The organism is Sphingobium xanthum, assembly GCF_019737615.1.
GTDB classification, from domain to species: domain Bacteria; phylum Pseudomonadota; class Alphaproteobacteria; order Sphingomonadales; family Sphingomonadaceae; genus Sphingobium; species Sphingobium xanthum.
This window is the reverse complement of the sequence record NZ_JAHKKS010000010.1, coordinates 59,178-78,840: the sequence shown is the minus strand read 5'-3', so window position 1 is coordinate 78,840 and position 19,663 is coordinate 59,178. Positions and strand designations below refer to the sequence as shown.

Below are 19,663 nucleotides of genomic sequence, written 5' to 3'. Positions count from 1 at the left end.
ACGATGCCCGCACGGGCAATATAGTCATACTATATGACGGTAAGCAAGCCGTCGCCGAGGAGAGATTTGATGGCGGTTGCACCGGGTTCCCAGACGCTGACGGCGCAAGGCGGGGGCGTAGGCACGCCTTACCGCTCGGCACTGACACTGCTCGCCAGCCTCTTCTTCATGTGGGGCTTCATCACCGTCATCAACAACACGCTGCTGCCGCACCTGCGCAGCGTGTTCGACCTCAATTACACCGAGACCACGCTGATCGAGAGCGTCTGGTTCATCGCTTATTTCTTCGCCTCTATCCCTTCGGCCAAGCTGATCGAGCGGGTCGGCTATCAGAAGTCGCTGGTGATCGGCCTCCTCATCATGGCCGCCGGCGCGCTCGGCATGACGCTCGCGGCGAGCCTCCCCTCCTATGGCGTGACCCTCGCCATGCTGTTCGTGATCGCCAGCGGCATCACCCTGCTTCAGGTCGCCGCCAATCCCTACGTCGCGGTGATCGGCCCGGCCGAGACGTCCTCGTCTCGCCTCAACCTCGTGCAAGCGATGAACTCGGCCGGCACGATGCTCGCGCCCTTGTTCGGCGCTTATCTGATCCTCGGCCGCTCGAAGGGCGGCACGTCCGAGGCAGGCACGGTGCTGACCCAGGCCGAGAAGCTGGCGGACGCGCAATCGGTGATCCTGCCGTATGTGCTCGTCGCCATCGTGCTTGTGGTGCTCGCTTTCGTCATCGCGCGCTTCCTGCTCCCGGCCATGGGCTCGGCGACCAGCCGCGTCGCCAAGGAAGAGCGCAAGCGCCATTCGCTCTGGCGGCATCGCAATCTCGTGTTCGGCATCCCCGCCATCTTCATCTATCTGATCGCCGAGATCGGCGTCGCCAATCTATTCGTGAACTTCGTCAGCCAGCCCGACATCGCCAATCTGACCCATGAGGCGGCCGGGCGATACCTCACCCTGCTCTGGGGTGGCATGATGGTGGGGCGCTTCGTCGGCTCCGCGATCATGCAGCACGTGCCCGCGGAGAAAGTGCTCGCCGTCTTCTCGATCGGTGCCTTCATCGTGATGCTGGTTACCGTCTTCACCACCGGACCGGTCGCCATGTGGTCGCTGATCCTGGTGGGTCTCTTCCACTCGATCATGTTCCCGACAATCTTCACCCTCGGCATCCGCGGCCTCGGCCCACTCACCGAGGAAGGATCGGGCCTGCTGATCATGGCGATTGCTGGCGGCGCGCTGGTCGTCGTGCAGGGCTGGCTTGCCGACGAATATGGCCTACAGGTCTCGTTCCTGCTGACCGCCGTTTGCGAGCTTTACGTGCTCTTCTACGCGCTATGGGGCAGCAAGCCCACGAACGCGCTGGCCTGACGCGATGCTCTCCGCTCTCCTCGCCCTTGCGCTCGCCGCCGAAACCGCCACGCCAGCCCCCCCGCCCTCCGCGCGCAATCCGCGCAATTGGCCGGAACCGGTCATGGACACGATCCCACCCAAGCTTCCGGCGCTGAAGCGCGGCGCCGTGCTGATCCTCTCCAAGACCAATGGCTTTCGCGATCCCGAGCAGATCGATGCCGCGAAGGCAGTGCTGGTCGAGCTGGTCCGCAAGCAGGGCCAGGACGTGTTCGAGACAGAGAATGCCGCCATCATGAACCCGCGCGATCTCGCGCGCTTCTCGGCAGTCGTGCTCAACAGCACCTCGGGTAACATCTTCGACGAGCGTCAGCGCGCGGCCTTTCAAGGCTGGATCGAGAAAGGCGGCGGTGTCGTGCTGCTCCACGGCGCAGGTGGCGATCCGCAATATGACTGGAGCTGGTATCCGCAGACCCTGATCGGCGCGCAATTCATCGGCCATACCGGGCGGCCCAAGCAGTTCCAGCAAGGCACGATCGACATACGCGACCGGACGAACCCGGCCACCCGTGATCTGCCCGAGCGCTGGACGCGCACCGAGGAATGGTATTCCTTCGACAAGGTGCCGACCGGCAACGATACGCGCATTCTCGCGACGCTCGACGAGACCAGTTACGAACCCTATCCCGAGCGCACGCGCATGGGCGCCGTCCATCCGCTCATCTGGACGCGCTGCGTCGGCAAGGGGCGCATCTTCTTCTCGGCGCTCGGCCACAAGGCGGAGACCTATGCCGAGCCGCTCCACCAGACGATGATATCGGGCGCAATCCGCTGGGCAAGTCGTGCAGAGGGCGGCGGCTGCTGATCGCGTTGGCGGCAAACAACGTTTCGACCTGACCAGTATTGCCAACAGATAGCCGATTTGAGAAACATATCGTCGAGGTGCGCGGATCGCCCGGCTGACAATAAAACATACGGGCTCATGAGTCGGAGGAAGGACCATGCGGCCGTTGCTCGTCATTCTATCGTTGTCATTGCTTGCCGGATGCGCCGAGCACCGGCTGGTTGTTGCGCGACCGAATCCCACTGGCGCACCCAAGATGGTTGGGAGCAATTCGTTCGGATGGGGTGCGGTCCAGCGTCGCACGGTGGCCGAATGCCCGACTAATCTCATCGATGAAGTGCGCGTGCATCAGAATCTCGGCCAGGCGCTCGCCAGCGTGCTGACACTCGGCCTCTACATGCCGACGCGCATCGAATATGTCTGCGCGAATGTCCCATCACCTGTCGGCAGCACCGATCAGTGACACGAGGGGGTTGGCATCATGGCATTCGACACCTTCGTGCAGGTCGAAGACAATATCGACTGGGTCAATCATCACGAGAACATCGTCCGGCGCGTCACCAAGCGCCTGACCATCGACAATGAAGTTCCGCAGAGCCCGACAATGGCGGGCATGCGCGCCACCGCGGCACGGCTGCAGGTCATCGCCGCTGCGGCGGTGGCGGCGGGCGTGCAGGTTCGGGCTTGCGGCGCGCGCTGGTCCTTCTCAGACATTCCGGTCGCGGAAAATGGCTGGATCGTGGAGACCGACCGGCTGGGCTGGCGGTTCAACGTCGCTGAGGGGGACGTCGAGCCGACGAGCGTCACGCTCGCCGACGATCTGATCCTCGCCCAGTGCGGCGCAAAGATCTCGAAGATAAACGAAGCGCTTGAAACGCCCCAGAAGCGCCGCACGTTGCGCACGATGGGCGCGTCGAACGGCCAGACCGTGGGCGGCGCGCTCGGAACCGGGACACATGGCTCCGCGATCGACGTCGGCGGTCTGGAAAGCCAGGTCGCGGGCATCCAGCTTCTCACGGCAACGCAGAATCTGTGGATCGAACGCGCAAGTGCGCCGGTCATGACAGCGGCCTTCGCCGCCAAGCTCGGCGCGACGCTCGTGCGCGACGACGCAAAGTTCGAAGCCGCGATCGTGAGCCTGGGTTCGCTCGGCTTCGTTCACGCCGCGCTGCTGCGCACGACCGGACGCCATCTGCTCAACTCGTCACTGTCGCACATTCCGATGGGTCAGATCGCAACGGCGCTCAACACGCTCATGTTCCAGGGATCGGGCATCCCCGACATGACGCGCCGGCCCTATTTCTTCCAGGCAATCTTCGATCCGCGCGGTATGGACAAAGCATTCACGACGGTACGCTACAAGGAGGCCTGCCGTCCCGATTATCAGCCGGATTATGATCTCCACACCGGCTATGAGCCCGGAACCGACGTGCCGCGCATGATCGCCCACGCGATCACCGCCTTTCCCGATTTGCGCGACACCGCAGTCAGCCTGATGATGGCATCGGAACTGCGCGTGCGCGCCGACACACCGAACGAATGGCGGCTGCCTGGCGAAGTCTATACCTTCACCTCGGCACGGGAGGGCCTCGTCAGCACCGGCTTCGCCGTGCCCATCGGGCAGGTGACGACGGTGCTCAACATCCTGCGCGACGCATTCCTCACGCAGCCCAGTTCGCCCGTGGTTTTCACCTGCCGATACGCGCAGAAGTCGCCCGGCATCCTGTCGTTCATCCGCTATGATCCGACATGCGTGGTCGATATCGACGGCATCTCGACCGGGGCCTCGCTGAAGCTGGTCAAAATCGCCGCCGACAGGCTGGAAGCGGCCGGCATGCCGTTCACGCAGCATTGGGGCAAATTTAACAACCTCACGAAGGTGCGTGTGCGCAATGCTTATGGGAGCAGTGTCGACCGCTGGAATGCGACGCGCAAGCTGCTGCTGCCCGATGCCGCCGAGCGCAATGCCTTCTCATCGCCTTTGCTCGACAGTCTCGGTCTCAACGACTGACATCCGGGCAAATTGAAGCTGGCGCCCGCACGCCAGCGGCCTGGTACGCAGCGCCAGAACGCTGCCGTCAGTTGGCCAGACTCTGCAATGCCGCTTCGAGGGGGCCAAATTTATACGGCTTGGGAAAGAAGAGGTCGGCGAGGCGAGAGTCGATATCGGCCTTGGTGCAGTGACCGGACGTCAGGATGATATTGATCGCCGGCCAGCGTGCCCTTACGGCATCCGCCAGTTTGAGGCCGTCCATGGATCCAGGCATCCGAATATCGGAGAAGAGGATCCGGACATCGGTGCGCCTTTCGAGTATTTCGATCGCGGCGTCCGCGTCCGCAGCTTCGACGGGCTGCATGCCCGCCTCCTCGACGATGTCCGCCGCCATCATGCGCAGAAGCGGCTCGTCTTCCACAACAAGCACAACGGGACGGGCGACAGGCGTTGTCTGCGTCATCATGCTCTCGCAAAACCGCTCGCGGTCATTTGTCCTGCTCCTGCAATCGCGCCAGCGGCGCGGAGAAGCTGGCGACCAGTCCGGTCGGCAGATAGTTGACGGTACACTGACCCGCGCCGAGCAATCCCAATTGTATCAGGCGGGAGCCGAAGCCGCTCCGCGCGGGCTCCATCACGGGTGGACCATCGCTCTCGATCCAGTCCAGGTACAGCGTGGAGCGCCCATCGACTGCCTCTACTCGCCACTTGACGGCCACCCGGCCGCTCGGTTGTGACAGCGCGCCATATTTTGCCGCATTGGTCGAGAGCTCGTTCAGGAGAAGGGAGATCGAAAGTCCCGCCCTGGGTCCCAAATCGACCGGCGGTCCCTCTAGCATCGCTTGCCCCTCTCCAGCGTGCAGCGCGAGCACGCCCTGCGCAATCAGATCGAGCCGCGCGGCGAGCCAATCATCCTTCAGCAGGATATCATGCGCCGTGCTCAGCGCGATGATTCTCGAGGTCAGAGCCTCCACGGCATCGCGATCGCTCACATCCCTCAGCGTCTGGTCGGCGATCGCCTGAACGACGGCGAGCGTGTTCTTGAGGCGATGGCTGAGTTCCTGATTGAGGAGAGCCTGTTCGGCTTCGGCCCGCACCTTGGCAAGCGCTGCAAAGGTGCGGTTCGCGAGATTTCGGGCGAAGTTGCGCTCCATTTCGGTCCAGGATCGCCGCCCGCACGAATGCACGAACAGGACACCGACGAGTTCGCCCTTGCGAATGAGCGGTACCATGATCTGGGCGTGCGTGCCCATCTGCATATATATGTCACGATCGCTGGCCATGGCCGGCGCGATGCCGACATCGTCGATCGCCAGGACCTCGCCTTGCGACAAGGCACGCACCGTCGCGTCAAGCAGTGCCAGATCATATTTGCCACGCAGTGTGGCGACGCCATTGGCCGCCCACACGTGCTCGACTTCGAAGGTCCCGGCGGAATGATCGATCAGGGCGTATCCTGCGCGCTCGGCCCCGAGCGCCTGGCCAAGCGTTTCCGCTGCAGCATTCAGAACATCGCCGATATCAGACGCATCGTGCAATCGATCGCCAAGCTCGAGCAACGCCGAGACCCGTCGCTCAGCGCGTTTTCGTTCCGTGATGTCCTGCACAGTTCCGAACATCCGAACCGGCGTGCCGGAATCACCATGAACGAATTGCGCCCGGCGACCGATCCAGCGAAGCTCGCCATCACTCACCCGCCTGATCCGGTACTCGACATCGACCAGCGCCTCGCCTCGCGCCCGGGACTGCTCGTTCGAGGCAATGTGCCGGTCTTCGGGAATGACGGCGGTCTCGATCATTGCCGGCAGATGCGTGTCTGCCTCGGCAACGCCGAAGATGGTGCAGAATTCCGGCGTGACGGCCAGGACGCCGGTCACGAGATTGGCTTCGAATGCGCCGATATGCCCGGCTCTCTGGCTAGCTTTGAGGCGAGCCTCGCTCGCTTCGCGCTGCTTCAGCGATCTGCGAAGATCAAGTTGCATCATCACCTGATTGGCAAGGACGCGGAGCGTTTGCTGTTGCAAGGGCGTCAGGCCGCGTGGCTTCACGTCCAGGACGCACAACGTGCCGATCGGCAAGCCGTCCTGGGTCTTGAGCAGCGCGCCTGCATAGAAGCGCATGCCGGGATCACCTGTCACGAGCGGATTGTGATCGAACCGCGGATCCTTCGCCGCGTCCGGCACCAGGAGAAAATCGTCTTCGAGGATCGCCTTGGCGCAGAACGACCATTCGAGCGATGTTTCACGGAGGCCGAGGCCAACCTCGGCCTTGAAGAATTGTCGCCCGTCGCCAATCAAGTTCACGACGGCAAACGGCGTCTCGCAGATTTGCGCGGCAAGCGCAGCGACCTCGTCGAACGACCGTTCTTTGGGCGTGTCCAGCACGTCATAACTGGACAAGGCCGCAAGGCGGCGCATTTCGCGGTCAATGATGTCAGTCTCGGACATAGGCGAATACTAACCCGGTCGTATGCTTCGCCGAACAATATTGGAGACGATCAGTCGGGACGCGCCAACTCTATGCCAGAGGAATCGCGGATAGGCTATCGCACTCCGCATTGGCCGGCCGGGGAAGGCTCGATGGGCATGAACGTCAGGATTTGGGGATTGGATTGCCGCACTCCGCCTGATTTCGGCTGGTTTCTACTGATCGCTTTCAGTTTTGGGCAGCCCTTTCCAACCCGGCTCCAACGAATAGTCCGGCGCGCCATTGAAGACGAACAGAGGCCAGAAATACCGCCGCCATGGCCATGCCAGGACAGCATTGAAAACGATGGTCAGCACTGCGAAACTATACTCGACGACACCGTGATCGAGCACCAGATTCCAATAGACGATGACCACGTTCAGCGGCACGATCGCGACGATGGTCAACGGAATCGCGCGATTGAGAAGCATGGTGACACCTGTCACAACCTCTATCGCCTTCACCCAGTCAAAAAGTCCGCTAGCCAGCAGGGCTTTGGTGAACGCGATGGCCTCCGGCGTGTTGCCCATCGGCTGCAGCCAAGGCCACAGGAAATGCCACCCTCCCGAAAAAAGAAACCAGGCGCCCAGCAGCACGCGGCTAAGATGATAGGCGATCTTCATTGCAAAGCCCCTCCTCAATATTGATTCCAAAGCACCCGGATAGAACGCGACGTTCCGCTGGAGCCTTGCTCACTTCGTCGTTTCAGACGCCACCTTCGAATCGATCCCGGCAATCAAGGCCTCCAGCGCGAATTCGAACCCGTCATCGGAGGAATGATAAGCTTCGACGAACTGCCGCGTTTCGGGTCGCTGCTCGTAAAGAACCCAGCCGATAACCAGGCTCGCAAGCGCACCGGCTGCGGAGCTTGCCTGCGTTGCCGGTACGCCCGCGTCGCGCAGTGGCTGGAATAGCTTGGGAAACAGGTCTTTCTGGAGCTTCATGCTGGGACGTGCGATGGAAGCAATGATGCCGGTGTCACGATGAGATAGCAGCGAACGGCGCTGCCGTCGGCCCACATGTCTCAACCAGTCCTGCCAGCCCATCTTCTCCGATGACTCCGCAAGGCTGTCCTCCAGCAAACGCTCCATCATGACGCTGAGCAGTTCGTCCTTGCTCTTGACATGCCAATAGAGGGCCGGACTCTGCACGTTGAGCAGTTTCGCGAGCGCCCGCGTCGAGAGCTTGGCGACCCCTTCAGCATCCACGATTGCCCAGGCGGCCTCGATGATCCGTTCGAGGTTGATGCCTCCATCTGCTTTGCGCGGACGTCCCGCTCCGCTTCGCATATTGACCACCACGACCCGCTTCCTTATCATTGATAAATAATTCATAGGCCATAACTGGCAAGCGCATTTTTTTGGAGGGGTCAACATGCGGATCGATCGCGTCCCAACCGTACATTGTCTCGTGGGCGAAGGGCCGCTCTGGGATGTCGAGGAGCAGGCGCTTTATTTCATCGATATCGTCGGCAAGGCCGTTCATCGCTTCGATCCTGCCAACGCACAGACGCAAAGCTGGGACGTAGGCCAGATCATCGGATCGATGGCGCTGCGCGAACGCGGCGGCGCGATCGTCGCACTCAAGGACGGCATCTCGGCACTCGATCTGGCAAGCGGCGCGGTCGAGCTACTCGCGAGCGCCAATCACATCCATCCCCGCGCGCAGATGAACGACGGCAAAGTCGATCGACGCGGGCGTTTCGTGGTGGGGTCGGGCGATTCCGACATTCGGGACTGCCGGCCTTATGGAACGCTCTACAGCCTCGGCGCGGACCATGCACTCGCTGAGCTGGATCGTGACATCGCGATCAGCAACGGCCCCTGCTGGTCGCCGGACAACAAGACGCTCTATTTTTCCGACAGCCTACCCTACGAAATCTACGCCTATGATTATGACATCGAGACCGGCGCCGTCGCCAACAAGCGCCTGTTCGCCAACACGCGCGAACTAGGCGGCATCCCGGACGGCGCGACGGTCGATGCGGACGGTCTCATGTGGATCGCGATCTGCGAAGGACGCAAGATCGTGGCCTATCGACCAGATGGCAATATCGAGCGGAGCATCGACATGCCCGTGCGTTGCCCGGCCAGCGTCATGTTCGGCGGCCCCAATCTGGACGAGCTTTATGTGACGAGCATCGATCTCGCTTTGCTGGGGCAGGAGAATGATGGCGGCGGCGACGTGTTCGTCGTCACCGGACTTGGCGCTCGCGGCATTGCGGAGCCGCGCTATGCCGGCTGACGCGGCTCAACCGCGCGGGCTCCCGATCGGCGCGCTGTTGCTGATCCTCGCGATCGTCTTCATCAATTTCGCGAGCTTCAGCCTCATCATCCCGTTGCTGCCTTTTTACGGGCGCGAACTGGACGCTTCGCCCGTGCAGGTAACGATGCTGTTCGCGGCCTATTCGCTGGGCGGGGTCTTCGGCGAGATCCATTGGGGGCGCCTGTCCGATCGGTACGGTCGGCGGCGCATCCTGATCCTCACCACGGCCTGTGCCGCGCTCAGCTATGTCGCTTTCGCCTTCGTCGCGCACTATTGGCTTGCACTCGCAATCCGCGTCCTTTCCGGCTTCTTCGGCGGCACGATGGGCGTCTGCGCGAGTTATGTTGCCGATGTGACGCGGCCGGAAGAACGGGCGCGGAGCATGGGATTGCTGGGGGTCGGCATCAATCTCGGTTTTGCGATCGGGCCGGCTTTGGGCGGATTGCTCGCAGCACCCGAGGCTGGCCTATCGGGCTTCCGCTTGCCGATCCTGTGTGCGGCCGCCATTGCCGGCGCCGCTGCGATCTGGAGCATCCTCATTCTCGTCGAGACCAACGCCGGCGGTCGGTCGCGACCTTCGGCAAAGCTAGGCGATGCGTTCAGCTTCGTAGGGGGGCATCAACTGCTCATCCGCCTGTTCGCCATCACCTTCATCGGTATCGGCACCTTCGCCTCGATGGAAGCGGTGTTCGGACTTTGGACGGCGCGCAACTTCGGCTGGACGACGCACGAGCTGGGGCTGACCTTCATCGCGGTCGGTGCGACGGGCGTGTTCATGCAACTCGTACTCATCGGCCCGGCCACGAAGCACTTCGGCGAAGGCCGGGTGATCGTCGCCGGCCTCATCGTCCTCGCGCTGAGCATGATCCTGCAACCGATGATCCGCCAGCCAATCGCGGCCGTCATGCTCATGTCGCTGCTGATGGCGGGCCACAGCATCGCCTTTCCCACCGCCGGGGGCCTCATCTCGCGCAGCACGCCCCCGCAAGCGCAGGGCAGCGTCAATGGCCTGGTGATGGCCACCAATGCGCTCGGCCGGATCACGATCCCGCCTCTGTTCGGCTTCTTCTATCAGGCCGGCGGACCGGACATGCCCTATTATGCTGGCGCGCTCCTCGTGGGCATCGGCATCGTCTCCGCGGTGCAGGTCGTGATCCTGCGCGAAAAGGAACTCCGAACCAGGGAGGTCGTCCCCTCATGAGCCTTGCCAATCTCCCCGCCGCGCTCGCCGACTTCCGCACGGCCATCGGCGCCGCCAATGTCTTCTCCTCGGAGGAAGACCGCACAGCTTATGCGGACCATTATTCGCCGGACGAGACGCGGCATATGCCCGGCGCCGCAGTGGCGCCCGCGACCGTCGAGCAGGTGCAGGAGATCGTCCGCATCGCCAATCGCCACAAAGTGCCGCTCTGGCAGATCAGCCGTGGCAAGAATTTCGGCTATGGTGGCGCGGCGCCGGTGGTCAAGGGATCGGTCGTCCTAGATCTCACCCGCATGAAACGCATCGAGGTCGATCCGGAAGGCGGTACGGCGCTGGTCGAGTCGGGTGTCGGCTTCTTCGATCTCTACGATCATCTGCAGCAGAACAAGTTGCCCTTCTGGCTCTCCGTGCCGGGCAACAGCTGGGGGTCCGTTGCCGGCAACGCGCTCGATCGCGGCGTCGGCTACACGCCCTATGGCGATCATGCGGCGCAGATTTGCGGGCTGGAGGTTGTCCTGCCGACCGGCGAACTGGTGCGCACCGGCATGGGCGCCATGACCGGCTCGAAAACCTGGCAGCTCTATCGCAACGGCTATGGTCCCGGCTGGGACCAGATGTTCTGCCAGTCCAATTTCGGCGTCGTGACCAAGCTCGGCCTGTGGCTGATGCCGGAGCCGGAGGCAGTGCTGGGCTATGATCTGGAGTTTGACGGGATCGACGATCTCGGTTGGGTCGTGGACACGATCGCGCCACTGCGCCGCGAGGGTGTGATCCGGCAGGCGCCGTCGATCGGCAACTGGCTGCGATCCGCCTCGGTCATGACGACACGCGAGCAATGGACGAAGACCAAGGGCGCCCTCGGGGAGGATGTTGTGACCGCCATCCGCAAGCGCTTCAACATCGGCTGGTGGAGCGTGCAGCTGCGGACCTATGGTCATGTCGAAATGGCCGACGCGGCCGCGAAGGTGATCGCCAGGGCGTTCGATGGCAAACCTGTCCTTTCGATGAAGCCGACGCGCTGGTTGCGCAGCGATGGGAAGCCTGAGGGATCGCCGTTCAGCGGCGTGCCGATCAGCTTCCCGCTCGCCAACGCCAATTGGCATGGCGGACGCGGCGGTCATGTCGGCTATTCGCCCGTGCTGCCCGCAAAAGGCGATCTCGCCATGGATCAGTTCCGGCGGACCTACGCGCTCTACGAGAAGTACGGCATGGACTATCATGCCAGCTTCGCCTTCGGCGAGCGCTCGCTCACCAACGTCAATCAACTGCTGTTCGACCGTGACGACCCGGACATGATGGGCCGGGTCGATGCCATGTTCCGCGAGTTGGTCGCCGATGCGAAGGCCAAGCATTATGGCGAATATCGAACCCATATCGAATATATGGATCTGGTCGCCTCGACCTATGACCATGGCGGCGGCGCGCTCCGAAAGCTCAACGAGCGCGTGAAGGATACGCTCGATCCCAATGGCATATTGGCGCCCGGCAAAAGCGGCATCTGGCCTGCCGCATCGCGCGGAGAGCGGGCATGAGAGGGACAGCGATGGCAGCTGGGTTACTGTTGCTCGCCGTCGGGGCGGCCGCGCAGCAGACGCAAGCCCCCAAGGCGCAGACCGGCAATGCCATGACGCTCGGGGTCATGCAGGATCGCAGCGCCAGGACTGCCGGCGAGAGGCTCTATGTCGAGAAATGCGCGATGTGCCATCGCCAGATGGGCATGGGCACGGTGATCCTCGCCCGGCGCGTCGATCCGGCGCGAGCCATGCTGGAGGATCGCCGTGACCTGACGCATGACTATATCGTCGCTGCAGCGCGCGGCGGGATTGGCAACATGCCGCGCATCAGCCGGGGCGAGGTCAGCGATCCGGAACTGGATACAATTGCCGCTTATCTGACGAGGAGCCGAAAATGAGCGTCACGCGACGCGAGATGCTGACAGCTGTGGCGATCGCGAGCGCGACCAGTGGGATCCGCCTCTCCGCGGCTATATCCAATGGCATGCTGCTGGTTGATCCGTCGCTTCCGGCAGAAGCACGACGGATCGCGGAACGGCGCGATCACGCAAACCGGGTGACCGTAGAGGCCGACCTCGTGCGCCAATGGCGCGACGGGCTGGAAAATCGGATCGTCTCGGCAGGCGGTGCGCTTGCGCTGGTGCGCTGGGACAAGGCATTGATCCTGTGCGGCCTGGCGCGCGAGAGCGGATTGCGGGCGCGACAGGAGCGCCTGGGCCGCGCGACAATCCTCGTCACGATCGACAAGAGCGTCTCGGCCTGAATATTCCGACCTCGCTCGTCGTCGATTCAGCTGCGCGCGGCATGCCATTTACTCGTCAAAGACATGATGATCGACGCCGATGCGACCGTTTTCCGGTCCACTGCACGCGACCGGACGCAAGCTGACATATCAGTTCAACGCACCTGCGCAACGGAACGCCTCTATTAGCCACCCTGCATTCGGCAAGGACAATGCCCCGCATGAAGTCTGACGTGGCCAAAGAACGCGCCAATCCGGCATCGGCGTCCGTGAAGAGAGCGCCGAAGGTTCGTGGGCGATGCAGTTCCTTCGATTGACGGAGCAACAGGAATTAGCTTTAATCCTTAATGAAGCGGGTCGCAGAGTCGCCAACAGAGCGGCACTACTGCTTGGGACCGCCTTCGATCTTCGCATTGCTGTGCATGTCTCGGGCTTTGACGTTCAGACGACCCCAATGGTTCGAAACCCCTTCGACCTTGCGCGGTTGCCTGCGTCATCGACAGGGAGGACCAGCCCATGCCGCGCACACTCATCGTTCCTGGCGTCAGCGTCGAAGCCAGGTTTGACGTTCCGCCGCCCCTACCGGCTCGATCGGGCATCCTGGGCGCCGTCGGCGTGGTCGATAAAATCCCGCGCGAGGGCACGATCGGCCTGACGACGACGCAGGAATTGTTCGACCTGCTCGGCCCCTCGACGCGGTTCTCCTTTCCCGAAGTGGTCTCCGCGCTCGTGAACGGTGTTTCCGAGGTGATCGTTTCGCCCGTGGATCCGGGTTCCGGCGCCGTCGCCTCGCTGGTCTTGGCCGACGACGAAAATCAAGACGTTGTCGAGTTGCGCGCACGCGCCGTGGGACCATGGGGCAACCAGCTTTCGGCCCGCATCATCCGCGTCCTTGCGCAGGATCGCCGTACGGTCCGCCGCGTTTCGCTGGAAATCCTGCATAAGGGCCGGTCGGTGGAGCGGCACGACAATCTGGTCCTGCGCCCGGGCGATCCCAGCGACCTATTCACTGTCATCAACCGCGACAGTTCGGCGGTGGTAGCGATCGATCCGTCCTTTCAGCTGACATTACCGGTTGCCGACCCCGACGATCGCGGCTTTGAGGACGGCGCAGCCCGCGCCGCGACCCTCATCTTGCGCGGGGCAGGCAATGCCGACCTCATCAGCCTGTCATCCCGGACGCCGGGGGAGATCGGCAACAGGATCAGCGTCGAGTTCGGCGTGGGACGGGCTTCGCTCGTACTCAATGCCGCTGGCGATGCGCCCTCGGTCCGGGTGCGCGCCGCCGCGCCGGGAGCGGGGGGCGAAGGCACCAGCCTGACCGTCGTCGAGGAAGCAGGCGGCACGCGCGCCGTCACGGTCGCGCCGGCCGGAGCGACGGCCCGCACCTATCCCGGCCTTGCCAGCGTCGCGGCCGTGGTCGCCGCGCTCAACAGCGATCCCGACGTCCGCGCCGAACGGCTGGGCGATCTGCCGCCGGCAGCGCTCGCCGCGACCGCGCTCGCGCCGAGCCGTACATTGACCATCCGCGTGGAAGGCAACCGCACCACCGATTATGCCGACCTGTCGTCCGCACAGGCTATCGTCGACGCGGTGAATGCCGCAACGGGTGGCGATCCGGATGTTCAGGCGACCCTCGCCGGCGCTCCGGAAGCCCTGCCCACGGCCGGCGGCACCAATAACGGCTATCTTGCCGGCGGCCGCGATCCGGGTCCCCGTTTGCGCTACCGTGGCCGCGACAATCCAGCCGCGGACATCCTCGAATTGCGACCAGCGGCCGGGGTCGATGCGGCTCCGATCCGGGTGCGTGTGCTCGACGGCACGACAGCAGGGACCGTTCGTATCACCGTCGGCATCGAGGCTCAGGGCGCGCTGCAGGCGCGCGAAGCGCATGACGATCTGACGCTCGATCCCGACTCGCCGCGGTTCCTGCCTGCACTGCTCGCGGCCGAAAGCACGCTGATCCGCGCGATCCCGCTTCACCCGGCAACCGATCAGGGCATCACGCGCTGGCCGATGGCGACGTTCGCGCCGCGCAGCTTCTTGGGCGGGCGGCAGCCGGGCATCGGCGCCTGGCAGTCAGCGATCGACGCGCTCGCATCGGAAGATGCAGTCGATCTGGTCATTGCCGGTTTGCAGGACTGGCAGGACGAAAATCTGAGCGGTACGGCCGTGCAGCAGGCGCTGATCGGCCATGCCCGCGCCCAGACCGACAATGCCAAGCCGCGCATCGTGCTTGGCTCGGCGCCGCCATCGGCCAATCGCGACATCGAGGCGCTGATCGCGCATCGCGACGAAGTGACCGATCGTCGCTTCGTGCTGGTGTCGCCCAGCGGCGCGGAAGGCGCGCTCGCCGGTCTGCTCGGCCATTTACAATATTTTGCCTCGCCCACCTTCAAGACGGTCGCACAGCCAGGCGTTCCGCTGGTTCCCTATTCGGAAAGCGAGCTCAACAAGCTCGTCGGTCCCGATGGCAATCTCTGCGTCATCGCCGAGCGTCGGGGGCGCGGCACGATCTGCATCAAGGGCATTGCGACGGATGGTTTCCAGATCTCCGTCGTGCGTGTTGCCGATCGCTGCATTCGTGAGGTGAATGCGATCAGCCAGCGATTCATCGGCGAGCTTAACAATGCCGAACAGCGCACCGCGCTGGAGCAGATGATCAAGGCCACCTTTACCCAGATGGAGCGGGATGGATCGCTCGTGCCCTCGGTGGACGGCAAGTCGCCGGCCTTCGAGGTGCTGGTCTATGCCTCGCAGAACGATGTCGCGGCCGGCATCGCGCGGATCGACATCGCGGTCCGGCCAGTCCGGGCGATCGATTATATCTACGCCACGATCCGCGTGAAGAACTAGGCACCAGCAACGCCAAGGAGGGACTAGGCCATGGCGCTACCCAATCTCTACGACGCCAATCGCTCGCGCATCCTGGTGAACGGCGAGCCCATCGCCGGCGTGCGCACCATCGAGTTCCGGCAGGAGCGCGCGCAGGGCCAGGTCTATGCGCTGGGCCAGGCCGAGCGGGTCGGCGTCTATCACGGCCAGCTTCAGGTGCTGGGGCGCCTCCAGATCGCCTCGGCCGCGCCCGGCCTCGACACGCTGGCGCAGGCGCCCGACGCCTTCCAGCTGGTGGCGACGCTCGGCGGTTCGGCGGGCGGGCGCTCTGTGGTGTTCGACGAGTGCTTCATTCACGACAAGAGCCTCTCGCTGGGGACCGGCGGCCACGCCGAGACCGTCTATCATTTCACCGCGACACGGATGCGAGAGGAGGAAGCGCCGGCGTCCTGAGCGGGACGACGGGCGCGCAGGGCCGATGCGACAATCGATACCAGACCTGCCGGAAGCGGACGCCGGATATGATCCGGCGCTGGACCGCTGGTATCTTCGCCTCGGCGAGCAGAGCTTCATGCTGCGCGACTGGAACTGGGGCGAGCGCAAGCGACTGCTGCGCGCGGCCTGTTCGGCGGGGCAGGCCGATGGCGGGGCGCTGGCCGAGGGCTTCTGCGCGCTCCTCTTCGATCCCGCACCGCCGCCCGAACTGGCCCGGCTCTTTGCCTATGCCGGCCTCCATCTGCTCGGAGCCGATCGCGAAGACCGCCAGATGCCGCTCGCGGAGGCCGAGGCCGCTCTGGCGATGAAGTTCGGGCTGATGCCGTCCGCCGTCGAAGCCGAGCGCATCGCCGACGTCGAGGCGCTGGTTTCGGCTTCAGGACCGCAGACGCTGCCGGACAACGGCTGGAGCCGCATCGAGTTCGGCGAGACGGGCGCGGAAGACGCGGGATGACCGACCTCATGGCTCTGCAGCGACGGATCGCACCCGATTTCGACCGGCTCGTCAGTGCCTTGTCGCGGCTCGTGCGGGATGATGAGGAGAGCGACGCACAGGATAGCGTGCCCGGCGGTCTGGAGACAGACAGCACCCTCGACCATCCGCAAACTCGGTCGAGTAGTGCCGTTGATCCCGTTGAGACGCGCATTACGGGTCTCGTTGGTCGGGACGCCGCCGGTACCGATCCCGATCTCGCGCCGTCAGGCTCCCGGGATGAAGCCCTCTCGGGCGAGATTGCATCGCCCCGCATAGCAATGGTTCCGCGAGATGCGGGGCTGGGCAAGCCGTCCACGCCCGCAGACCCGGTTCGTGCCATGGCCAGCGTGCCGCTCCGCCACGCGGCAGCGCGGCATGCCCCTCGATCCTTGCCGCTACCGGCAACGGCGCGAGCGCGCTTGCCCGGATCGACGCCTGCTGCCCGCACGGCCGCGCCGGGGCGAGGCATAAGCCGTGCCATCGACCGCAAAAGCCCGGCCGCGTCCGGCCGGTTCGCAGTCGCCCTACCCTCCGGTCTCAAGGCGCCGTCGATAATCGACGCCGTCATGTCCGCCTGGCCTGCGCCGGAACTCTTAGACGCGCCCGCGTGGCGCGCGCATGAGAACAAGAGCGCCGAAACGCTGCCCGATCCCTTTGCCGACGCCGAGCTCGAACAGCGCCTTGCCGATCTGCTCGAAGACGCTGCCCGCACGGCGGGGATCGACTGGTAATGGCCCGCCCGATTCCCATGATCGACGACATCGCGCTCGATCAGGTCGCCTGGGTGCGGCAGCGTACGCGCCAGCGCATCGTTTCGCTGCCGATTCTGGGCCTGGAGGGCGATGTCCAACAGAAGCTCGGGCGCGGCAGTCATGAGGTCGAACTGGCTGGTGTGCTGTTCGGCGGCGGCGCGGCCGGTGCGCTCGCGACGCTGCAGGAAAAGGCCAAGACGGGCGCCGAGGTCAGCTTCACCGCGGACATCGTGAACGCCCTCGAACTCGAGAAGATGGTGCTGCTCGACGCCGAGTTCAGCGAGAGCGCGGGCATGCCCGATATGTATCAATATCGGCTGGCATTGCGCGAATCCCCACCCCTGCCCGAACCTGCGGAACTTTCGTCCTTTGGCGGTCTGGACGGTTTCGATGTCGGCTTCGACATGGGGGCGCTGGGCGACGTCATGGGCGACATCGCGGCCGCCGCAGGCGAGATCCAAGGCGCCATCGAGGCCGCGACCGAAGTGCTGGGCGCGATCCAGTCCATTGCCGGCCTTGCCGATCTGGCGGTCGGCAATCCGCTGAGCCCGTTGCTCGATGCGGCGTCTGGCATCGCGGCCACCCCGGACACCGGCAGCGCGACCGATGCGCTGGGCGCCCTGCTGGGAGGGGACTGATGCTCGACGTCGCGCTCTCGCTCACCGCCGGACGGCTGATCTACGACCGGCATATCGCCGCAATCCAGCTGCGGCAGACGCAATTGCCGGCGCTCGACCGGCTGGTCGCCATCCTTCCCAATGGCCTGCGGATCGATGCGGAACCGGGCGACGATGTGACCCTCATGCTCGATGGCGGCGACAGCGACGCGACGGTGTTCACCGGGCGACTCACCGACATTACCCGCTCGGCCACCGGCGTGAGGCTGGTGGCGACCAATGGCGGGGCAAGGCTGGCGGCCTATCGCCCTACCCTGAGCCTGCAATCGCTCTCGGCAGGTGACGCGATCCGAAACCTTGCCGACGAAGTCGGTATCGATGTCGATATCGAGGACGACGGCCCCGACCTTGCGCTTTACGCGCTGGACGGGCGGATGACGGCGGCGCAGCTCATCGCTGATCTCGCCCGCCTCTCGGGCCAGGGCGCAGCCTTCAATGGCGACGGGACGCTCGCAATCAACGCGGCCGGCGGATCGACGGAGCGCCTGGCGCTCAAATATGGCCGGGAAATCCAGGCGCTGGAGATGACCCAGGGCGACACGGACGGCCCGACGCTCCATGTCGTGGGCGAAGGCGGGGCGGCCCCCTCTTCGGCCAAGGGACGGCTGGTCGCCGCCGATTTCGATCGTGGTGACGCCGGCACGGCCGGATTGGACAACCGGCGGATCGCCCTCCCCGCCATCCGCACGACGGATGCCGCGCGGCAGGCTTCGGGCGCGCTGGAACTGGCGCGACGCCGGCGCGCAGCCAAGGTCCAGCTCACCACCTTCCTGCTGCCCCAGCTGGCGCCGGGGATGGAACTGGAATTTGCCGAGATGCCGGACCATCTGCCGCTGGCCGGCATGCGCGTCGAGGAAGTGGTCCACAGCGTGCGGCCCGGCAGCGGCGCGGTGAGCGTCGCACGCGGCACCGGCGAAACCGGCACGGACCCGCTGGCCTTCCTCGGCGATCTTGTGGGCGCGATCGGAGCCTTGCTGTGAGCCGCGCACTCTCCCTGCTTGGCGGGCTGGCGCAGCATCAGGCGGCGAACCGCCCGATGTGCGAACTCGCGCGCGTGGTCGCGGTGATCGACGGGTCGGATCCCGATCTGACGCACAGCGTCGACCTGAAACTCAAGGATAGCGGGCTCGATCTGCCCAAGGTGCCGCTGGCGTCGGGGGGGAGCGGCATGGCGCTGCTGCCGCGCATCGGCGACGTCGTGCTGGTGCTGTTCCCACGCGGCGATCTCTCCTCGGCGGTGGCGATCGCACAGGTCTATTCCGACCAGCGCCGCCCGCCCAAGTTCGACAAGGACGAGGCCGTCTGGTCCTTTCCCGGCGACAAACCGGACGATGAAGAGGACGCGATCGAACTGCGGATGAGCGTCAAGGACGGCCGCAAGGTGCGGATCGCGCTCGGCGGCAGCCAGGACACCAGCGTCACAATCTCCGACGGCAAGATCGAAATGGCGAGCGGCGATGTCGCCATGACCTTCTCCGAACCGGACAAGACGCTGACGGTGGAGGTCGGCGACAACAAGATGACCTTCGCGGACGGAACCGGCGTCACGATCGAGGCGGGCAACAAGCTGACCCTCAAGGCACGCGAAATCGTCATCGAGGGCGACACCAAGGTCAAGGTCAAAGGGGCCATGGTCGAACTGAACTGAGAAGGACGTGGGCCGGGAATGGGCAAGCCGATTGCACGAGCGGACGACCAGGTGATCGCGGTAGACACCCACATTGTGATGGTGCCCGCCGTCGCGCCGATCCCCACGCCGTTGCCGCATATGTTCAGCGGCAAGCTCGACGGCGGCCTCAGCACCAGCGTGAAAGCCAATGGACGCGCGGTCGCGACGCTCGGCAGCACCGCGACCAACCAGCCCGCGCATATCCCGACACCGCCCGGCGTCAGCTTCCAGAAACCGCCGTCCAACAACGGCACGGTGATGCTCGGATCGGCCAATGTACTCGTTCAGGGCAAGCCGGTCGCCCGCGCCGGGGACACGGCCCTGACCTGCAACGACCCGGCCGACATGCCGGTCGGCAAGATCGTGGCCGCCGGCACCGTGATGGTCGGAGGCTGAC

21 protein-coding genes are annotated in these 19,663 nt (G+C 64.5%); 17 read left to right on the top strand and 4 right to left on the bottom strand.

Translation table 11 applies throughout. The annotated features are described in order from the left end of the window. Window positions 1-69: 69 nt before the first annotated feature. The 4 genes from KM135_RS15715 to KM135_RS15700 all read left to right on the top strand — a co-directional run bounded on the left by KM135_RS15715 (window position 70) and on the right by KM135_RS15700 (window position 4,193). Window positions 70-1,359 (top strand): sugar MFS transporter, encoded by a 1,290-nt coding sequence (locus tag KM135_RS15715; protein WP_221714984.1) that lies wholly within the window; start codon window positions 70-72, stop codon window positions 1,357-1,359. 4 nt (window positions 1,360-1,363) lie between these two features. Continuing rightward, entirely contained in the window at window positions 1,364-2,203 is an 840-nt protein-coding gene (locus KM135_RS15710; protein ID WP_221714983.1) for a ThuA domain-containing protein, read from the top strand. Window positions 2,204-2,438: 235 nt separating this feature from the next. Next, a complete protein-coding gene (locus KM135_RS15705; protein WP_221714982.1) occupies window positions 2,439-2,645 on the top strand; it encodes a Bor family protein in 207 nt (68 codons plus the stop codon). An 18-nt stretch (window positions 2,646-2,663) separates the two neighbouring features. Then, window positions 2,664-4,193, top strand: a complete 1,530-nt coding sequence (locus KM135_RS15700; protein ID WP_221714981.1) for an FAD-binding protein — start codon at window positions 2,664-2,666, stop codon at window positions 4,191-4,193. A 67-nt stretch (window positions 4,194-4,260) separates the two neighbouring features. On the opposite strand, the gene KM135_RS15695 is transcribed toward KM135_RS15700, so the two are convergent. The 4 genes from KM135_RS15695 to KM135_RS15680 form a co-directional block, all read right to left on the bottom strand. Next, window positions 4,261-4,641 carry a response regulator gene (locus KM135_RS15695; protein WP_246606211.1) on the bottom strand — a complete coding sequence of 127 codons (381 nt, stop codon included), beginning with the start codon at window positions 4,639-4,641 and terminating at the stop codon, window positions 4,261-4,263. A gap of 22 nt (window positions 4,642-4,663) precedes the next feature. Continuing rightward, window positions 4,664-6,622, bottom strand: a complete 1,959-nt coding sequence (locus KM135_RS15690) for a GAF domain-containing protein (RefSeq protein WP_221714980.1) — start codon at window positions 6,620-6,622, stop codon at window positions 4,664-4,666. Window positions 6,623-6,817: 195 nt separating this feature from the next. Continuing rightward, window positions 6,818-7,264, bottom strand: coding sequence for a hypothetical protein (locus KM135_RS15685; RefSeq protein ID WP_221714979.1), 447 nt, complete (start codon window positions 7,262-7,264; stop codon window positions 6,818-6,820). Window positions 7,265-7,333: 69 nt separating this feature from the next. Beyond that, window positions 7,334-7,942, bottom strand: coding sequence for a TetR/AcrR family transcriptional regulator C-terminal domain-containing protein (locus tag KM135_RS15680; protein WP_221714978.1), 609 nt, complete (start codon window positions 7,940-7,942; stop codon window positions 7,334-7,336). 73 nt (window positions 7,943-8,015) lie between these two features. Between KM135_RS15680 and KM135_RS15675 the strand changes: the two genes are divergently transcribed. From KM135_RS15675 to KM135_RS15615, 13 genes are all read left to right on the top strand, one after another. Continuing rightward, window positions 8,016-8,885, top strand: a complete 870-nt coding sequence (locus KM135_RS15675; RefSeq protein ID WP_221714977.1) for an SMP-30/gluconolactonase/LRE family protein — start codon at window positions 8,016-8,018, stop codon at window positions 8,883-8,885. Next, the gene (locus KM135_RS15670) at window positions 8,875-10,107 is read left to right on the top strand and encodes an MFS transporter (RefSeq protein WP_221714976.1); all 1,233 of its coding nucleotides are present in this window, start codon (window positions 8,875-8,877) and stop codon (window positions 10,105-10,107) included. The genes KM135_RS15675 and KM135_RS15670 overlap by 11 nt, the downstream gene beginning before the upstream one ends. After that, a complete protein-coding gene (locus tag KM135_RS15665; protein ID WP_221714975.1) occupies window positions 10,104-11,639 on the top strand; it encodes an FAD-binding oxidoreductase in 1,536 nt (511 codons plus the stop codon). Before KM135_RS15670 ends, KM135_RS15665 begins: the two co-directional genes overlap by 4 nt. A gap of 11 nt (window positions 11,640-11,650) precedes the next feature. Beyond that, window positions 11,651-12,019 (top strand): c-type cytochrome, encoded by a 369-nt coding sequence (locus tag KM135_RS15660; RefSeq protein ID WP_246606210.1) that lies wholly within the window; start codon window positions 11,651-11,653, stop codon window positions 12,017-12,019. Beyond that, window positions 12,016-12,384: a hypothetical protein gene (locus KM135_RS15655; protein WP_221714973.1), complete on the top strand. Its 369-nt coding sequence runs from the start codon at window positions 12,016-12,018 to the stop codon at window positions 12,382-12,384. The genes KM135_RS15660 and KM135_RS15655 overlap by 4 nt, the downstream gene beginning before the upstream one ends. A 495-nt stretch (window positions 12,385-12,879) precedes the next feature. Then, window positions 12,880-15,219 carry a hypothetical protein gene (locus KM135_RS15650; protein ID WP_221714972.1) on the top strand — a complete coding sequence of 780 codons (2,340 nt, stop codon included), beginning with the start codon at window positions 12,880-12,882 and terminating at the stop codon, window positions 15,217-15,219. 30 nt (window positions 15,220-15,249) lie between these two features. Continuing rightward, entirely contained in the window at window positions 15,250-15,651 is a 402-nt protein-coding gene (locus tag KM135_RS15645) for a hypothetical protein (RefSeq protein ID WP_221714971.1), read from the top strand. A gap of 25 nt (window positions 15,652-15,676) precedes the next feature. After that, on the top strand, window positions 15,677-16,147 hold the full coding sequence (locus KM135_RS15640; RefSeq protein WP_221714970.1) for a hypothetical protein: 471 nt from the start codon (window positions 15,677-15,679) through the stop codon (window positions 16,145-16,147). Further along, window positions 16,144-16,899, top strand: coding sequence for a hypothetical protein (locus tag KM135_RS15635; protein WP_221714969.1), 756 nt, complete (start codon window positions 16,144-16,146; stop codon window positions 16,897-16,899). The genes KM135_RS15640 and KM135_RS15635 overlap by 4 nt, the downstream gene beginning before the upstream one ends. Window positions 16,900-16,916: 17 nt before the next feature. Next, window positions 16,917-17,558, top strand: a complete 642-nt coding sequence (locus KM135_RS15630) for a hypothetical protein (protein ID WP_221714968.1) — start codon at window positions 16,917-16,919, stop codon at window positions 17,556-17,558. Beyond that, window positions 17,558-18,577, top strand: coding sequence for a hypothetical protein (locus KM135_RS15625; RefSeq protein WP_221714967.1), 1,020 nt, complete (start codon window positions 17,558-17,560; stop codon window positions 18,575-18,577). Before KM135_RS15630 ends, KM135_RS15625 begins: the two co-directional genes overlap by 1 nt. Continuing rightward, on the top strand, window positions 18,574-19,245 hold the full coding sequence (locus KM135_RS15620; RefSeq protein WP_221714966.1) for a phage baseplate assembly protein V: 672 nt from the start codon (window positions 18,574-18,576) through the stop codon (window positions 19,243-19,245). The genes KM135_RS15625 and KM135_RS15620 overlap by 4 nt, the downstream gene beginning before the upstream one ends. Window positions 19,246-19,263: 18 nt before the next feature. Continuing rightward, window positions 19,264-19,662, top strand: a complete 399-nt coding sequence (locus KM135_RS15615) for a PAAR domain-containing protein (RefSeq protein WP_221714965.1) — start codon at window positions 19,264-19,266, stop codon at window positions 19,660-19,662. Window position 19,663 lies beyond the last annotated feature (1 nt).

What these genes read in the sequence shown, in the direction of transcription:
- KM135_RS15675 (WP_221714977.1), top strand. Translation starts at nt 8,016, where the DNA reads ATGCGGATCGATCGCGTCCCAACCGTACATTGTCTCGTGGGCGAAGGG.
- KM135_RS15710 (WP_221714983.1), top strand. Translation starts at nt 1,364, where the DNA reads ATGCTCTCCGCTCTCCTCGCCCTTGCGCTCGCCGCCGAAACCGCCACG.
- KM135_RS15685 (WP_221714979.1), bottom strand. Translation starts at nt 7,264, where the DNA reads ATGAAGATCGCCTATCATCTTAGCCGCGTGCTGCTGGGCGCCTGGTTT.
- KM135_RS15670 (WP_221714976.1), top strand. Translation starts at nt 8,875, where the DNA reads ATGCCGGCTGACGCGGCTCAACCGCGCGGGCTCCCGATCGGCGCGCTG.
- KM135_RS15640 (WP_221714970.1), top strand. Translation starts at nt 15,677, where the DNA reads ATGCGACAATCGATACCAGACCTGCCGGAAGCGGACGCCGGATATGAT.
- KM135_RS15690 (WP_221714980.1), bottom strand. Translation starts at nt 6,622, where the DNA reads ATGTCCGAGACTGACATCATTGACCGCGAAATGCGCCGCCTTGCGGCC.
- KM135_RS15645 (WP_221714971.1), top strand. Translation starts at nt 15,250, where the DNA reads ATGGCGCTACCCAATCTCTACGACGCCAATCGCTCGCGCATCCTGGTG.
- KM135_RS15665 (WP_221714975.1), top strand. Translation starts at nt 10,104, where the DNA reads ATGAGCCTTGCCAATCTCCCCGCCGCGCTCGCCGACTTCCGCACGGCC.
- KM135_RS15695 (WP_246606211.1), bottom strand. Translation starts at nt 4,641, where the DNA reads ATGATGACGCAGACAACGCCTGTCGCCCGTCCCGTTGTGCTTGTTGTG.
- KM135_RS15660 (WP_246606210.1), top strand. Translation starts at nt 11,651, where the DNA reads ATGGCAGCTGGGTTACTGTTGCTCGCCGTCGGGGCGGCCGCGCAGCAG.
- KM135_RS15700 (WP_221714981.1), top strand. Translation starts at nt 2,664, where the DNA reads ATGGCATTCGACACCTTCGTGCAGGTCGAAGACAATATCGACTGGGTC.
- KM135_RS15715 (WP_221714984.1), top strand. Translation starts at nt 70, where the DNA reads ATGGCGGTTGCACCGGGTTCCCAGACGCTGACGGCGCAAGGCGGGGGC.
- KM135_RS15635 (WP_221714969.1), top strand. Translation starts at nt 16,144, where the DNA reads ATGACCGACCTCATGGCTCTGCAGCGACGGATCGCACCCGATTTCGAC.
- KM135_RS15630 (WP_221714968.1), top strand. Translation starts at nt 16,917, where the DNA reads ATGATCGACGACATCGCGCTCGATCAGGTCGCCTGGGTGCGGCAGCGT.
- KM135_RS15705 (WP_221714982.1), top strand. Translation starts at nt 2,439, where the DNA reads ATGGTTGGGAGCAATTCGTTCGGATGGGGTGCGGTCCAGCGTCGCACG.
- KM135_RS15650 (WP_221714972.1), top strand. Translation starts at nt 12,880, where the DNA reads ATGCCGCGCACACTCATCGTTCCTGGCGTCAGCGTCGAAGCCAGGTTT.
- KM135_RS15625 (WP_221714967.1), top strand. Translation starts at nt 17,558, where the DNA reads ATGCTCGACGTCGCGCTCTCGCTCACCGCCGGACGGCTGATCTACGAC.
- KM135_RS15655 (WP_221714973.1), top strand. Translation starts at nt 12,016, where the DNA reads ATGAGCGTCACGCGACGCGAGATGCTGACAGCTGTGGCGATCGCGAGC.
- KM135_RS15615 (WP_221714965.1), top strand. Translation starts at nt 19,264, where the DNA reads ATGGGCAAGCCGATTGCACGAGCGGACGACCAGGTGATCGCGGTAGAC.